This window comes from Pedobacter cryotolerans (assembly GCF_005116475.1).
Taxonomy (GTDB): domain Bacteria; phylum Bacteroidota; class Bacteroidia; order Sphingobacteriales; family Sphingobacteriaceae; genus Pedobacter; species Pedobacter cryotolerans.
Map to the genome: position 1 here is coordinate 1 of NZ_SWBO01000025.1, position 3882 is coordinate 3882.

Here is a 3882-nt window from a genome sequence, read left to right on the forward strand (position 1 = left end):
CATTTACGGCGCTTTAGCCTCAAAAAACAGGGCTTTCCACGCAATGGAAAATCACGAACTGAAACCTCCTCAAAAAAACCTTTAGAAAGTAGCTTCTCACCAACAAATTCTTGGGGATGGATATTCTTTTCAATGAGATAAATATAAGTGGAGCCATTAACCGTTTCTACTTTATCAAAATCAAAGTAGTCGCTAAGCCCTTGGGGAAGTATTAAGGAAAGTAGTGCTGAATTCAAAAGTCAAGTGTTTCAGGCAAAATTAATTAAATTTTATTCCTCCCCAACTTTTACGCTTGGTCCATAGTTTTCTTTAGTTTGAAATGACTTATAATTTTTTCAGAATTGCGGCTTAAAAAATATCTTTTAAACAAAAAAGCTTTCAATTTCTTGAAAGCTTTCTGTGATCCCGCTGGGATAATGACTTATCAATCCAATCGGTACTAAATGAGCAAGTTGTGAAAATTATATGATCATCATTTCAATGTGGGCACCAAATTGGGCACCAGTTATTTTGATATGATTTGACTTCTTTTGAAAGAACAATCGGTTTACTACTACAATATAGCGATATTTTTTAATAAAAAAATAATACCATTAATTATTTAGCAAGTTACTGTTAATTTAACTCTTAGTATCAAATATTCTTTTGCTCTTTTTTGGAATTACTAAGATTTTATTTGTAAGAAATTTCTCCTAGGATTAACATTTTTATCAGCTCGTACTATGAAAATTTAAACGATATACTCAACCTTTTAGAATTTTTGAAATACAGAAAATCCTGTTTCAATGGCTGTCGCGGGTGGCCTAGTCATTGGCAAATTCGTGGGCATATTATCTTTTATATGGATTATGGGTAAATTTGTTTTGGAAGACTTCCCGATCAGCCAACAAGGGGACCAGATGATAGGAGTGGCGTTATTTGCAAATATTGAAAAGAACTAGACTGAGATAAGAACCTGCACAGGTTATATTTAGATTTTTTCTTTAAAAAGATCGGAAAATATATACAGATAGAATCGATTTTTAGTGGTTCACTTTCACCCGCTGAAGGTGGGTCACTTTGAGCCGTTGCGCTATGCTCACTTTAATCCGCTGAAGGTGGTATACTATAGCCGTTTTTTGCAGCTAAGACCGTTAATTGTTTTGCTTCGATATTATCTTTTGCTTCTTTGCTGATAGCATACAAGGCATTTTTATCATTGCGATTGATCGTGTGTGTAGCCACTACTAATTTATGCTCTTGATCCACGGCTGCCTGCACATTATAACCCACTTCTACAACAACTCCTCTTACCAATAAGGCTCTCGCATCTGGATCTGTTGTGCTTACTTGTGGTTCTTGGCTTTGAGCCAGCTGATCTTGTAAGGCTTGGTATTTTATCTTATGTTGCTGTAATCGAGCTAGTTTTTCTTGCACATCACCAAGGCTTATCGCTTCATCTTCGGAGGCATCGGTCTGCTCAAATTCTTCTAGCAATGCCTTGCTTTTTTGTGCTATGTAATCCAAGTGGCGTTGGATCTTTTTAGGATTGTAATTATTTTTTTTGCTGTTGTTGCCTCTAATTTTGGTGCCATCTACGGCGATTACTTTTCCGCCTACTAATCCTACATCTTTCAGAAATGAAACAAATAGTTTAAACAGATTTTGTAGCGCCGTCGCATTGATTTTACGAAAGTCGGCTATGGAATGGTAATTGGGATGTAGTCCCTGCAACAACCATTGCAATTCTATATTTCGGATGGCTTCACGCTCAAGCTTTCTGCTGCTGCGAATGCCATTGAGGTAAGCGTAAAGATAGAGTTTGAGAAATAAAGAATCACTAAAAGATGACCGACCTTCTTTCTTTTTATCCGAGGAAGTTAAAGAGCGAACACCTAGTTGCTGAAGATCTAATTTTTCTACAAAAGCATCTATAAATCGGACATCATTATCGGTAGCAATTGCAGCTTCTAAACTAGAGAATGTAAGTTGATGTCTGTCTAAACCATTGATTATAGGCATAAAACCGTGAATTATGAATACCTTATGAATTTATGAAATATTAACTATATTTGAAAGGAGTTTGTGTACTTTTTTCACAGACTGACGTTATAGCCAATTTTAAAACAGACACAGAATGAAGAGAATTTTAACACTATTAGCCTTTTTTCCATTGACCTTGATGGCTCAACAAAGCGACTTTGGTAACTGGTTAATCTATTTTGGCGACAAAAAAATAGACAATCGTTGGAACTGGCATCACGAAGTACAGTACCGAAACTTCAACTTTATTGGGGACACTGAACAATTACTTTTAAGAACAGGTATCGGCTACAACCTAACAGAAAATAATAACAACATTCATCTTGGTTACGGTTTTATTTATAGCGAACCCTACATTGCAGGTACTGAGAATAAGGCTAACTTCAATGAGCACAGAATTTATCAACAGTTCATCACCAGACAGAGTTTTGGTCGAATTTCATTACAACACCGCTATCGTTTTGAACAACGATTTTTTGAAGATGATTTTAGACTTCGGTTAAGATACTTCTTGTCTACAAACATTGCCTTGAATCACAAACAAATGCAGGACAAGACTGTTTATCTTTCGATTTACAATGAAATTTTCGTGAATACAGAGCAAAACTTTTTTGACCGCAATCGATTCTATGGTGGTGTTGGATATAGGTTTTCCAAAACTGTACGAACAGAAATTGGCGTAATGAATCAAACAACTAACAGTGTGTCAAGAAACCAATTGAATCTAATAACATTCGTAAACTTTTAAAAAAACGGAAAAGCCGAACACCGTTTTACAAAGTAGGCAAAATTAAACAATAAACATAATGACAAAAAAGTTTTTAATCATTCCAGGACTTGCTCTCGCTTTTTTAACAGCTTGTAACAACCCAAAACCGAGTGAGACCTCGGCAAATGAATCAGCAGTGGAACGCCCCAGAGCATTGGTACAAGAAGTGCTAACCAAAGAGCAAAGGGACGCTCTTACTCCAGACCAAATCATTCAGACTTTCAAAGAAGGTAACGAAAGGTTTGTAAATAATGATATTACTGCCAGAGACCATTCGGCACAAGTAAGAAAAACTACTAGTGGCCAGTTTCCAAAGGCAGTTGTACTTTCTTGCATTGACAGTCGAGTACCTGTTGAAGATGTCTTCGACAGAGGGATTGGAGACATTTTTGTTGGCAGAGTTGCAGGTAATTTTGTAAACGAAGACTTACTTGGAAGTATGGAATTTGGTTGCAAAGTAGCAGGTGCAAAAGTTATTCTTGTACTTGGACACGAACATTGTGGAGCAGTAAAATCTGCCATTGATGATGTAAAGTTGGGCAACATCACTGCAATGTTATCTAAAATTCGTCCAGCAGTTGAGAAAGTTACTTACGAAGGCGACCGTACATCAGGTAATCCAGAGTTCGTGCATCAAGTATGTGAGAGTAATGTAAAAAATACCATCGAACAAATCAGACAAAATAGTCCAATTTTAAAAGAAATGGAAGACAGTGGACAAATCAAAATTGTTGGAGCTGTTTACGATATGGATACTGGTGAAGTAACATTTTTGTAGGAGAAAACTGGCTATAATCGAGTAGACGGCTCCGCCAGAAACTGACGGAGTGCGCCTCTCAACTTAGCGAAGCGATATCTTGAAATACCTATAAAAAATAAACACTTATTTCAAACACCACCGAGCGTACGGGTCACGTACTCGGCGGTTCGCAAAGAGATGGGTTAAGCTGTAAATGTAATTCGGTTAAGGAAATATAACCTCTTTTCTTCAAGCGTTGTAAAGTAATGGTAGTGCCTAAAATAGGACTTTGTGCTATTGCCCAACCACCTTTTCTCGTTCTGCTCCAAGCGTAGGCATGGTCTTGGTCTAC

4 protein-coding genes and 2 pseudogenes are annotated in these 3882 nt (G+C 37.0%); 3 read left to right on the forward strand and 3 right to left on the reverse strand.

The window, feature by feature from the left end:
• On the reverse strand, positions 1 to 236 hold a 236-nt coding region (locus FA045_RS18690; RefSeq protein ID WP_136878592.1), incomplete at its 3' end, for an ISAon1 family transposase N-terminal region protein.
• Between the two features lie 546 nt (positions 237 to 782).
• Here FA045_RS18690 and FA045_RS18695 point away from each other — a divergent pair.
• Positions 783 to 941, forward strand: a pseudogene (locus tag FA045_RS18695) (Na+/H+ antiporter NhaA); the annotation flags it as partial.
• 142 nt (positions 942 to 1083) lie between these two features.
• Here FA045_RS18695 and FA045_RS18700 read toward each other — a convergent pair.
• On the reverse strand, positions 1084 to 2001 hold the full coding sequence (locus FA045_RS18700; protein WP_136878593.1) for a transposase: 918 nt from the start codon (positions 1999 to 2001) through the stop codon (positions 1084 to 1086).
• A gap of 115 nt (positions 2002 to 2116) precedes the next feature.
• Here FA045_RS18700 and FA045_RS18705 point away from each other — a divergent pair, with 115 nt between their 5' ends.
• Positions 2117 to 2770: a DUF2490 domain-containing protein gene (locus tag FA045_RS18705; protein ID WP_136878594.1), complete on the forward strand. Its 654-nt coding sequence runs from the start codon at positions 2117 to 2119 to the stop codon at positions 2768 to 2770.
• 58 nt (positions 2771 to 2828) lie between these two features.
• Complete coding sequence (locus FA045_RS18710; RefSeq protein WP_136878595.1) at positions 2829 to 3569, forward strand: carbonic anhydrase family protein; 741 nt, start codon at positions 2829 to 2831, stop codon at positions 3567 to 3569.
• Between the two features lie 133 nt (positions 3570 to 3702).
• On the opposite strand, the pseudogene FA045_RS18715 reads toward FA045_RS18710, so the two are convergent.
• Positions 3703 to 3882 (reverse strand): annotated as a pseudogene (locus FA045_RS18715) (group II intron reverse transcriptase/maturase); the annotation flags it as partial.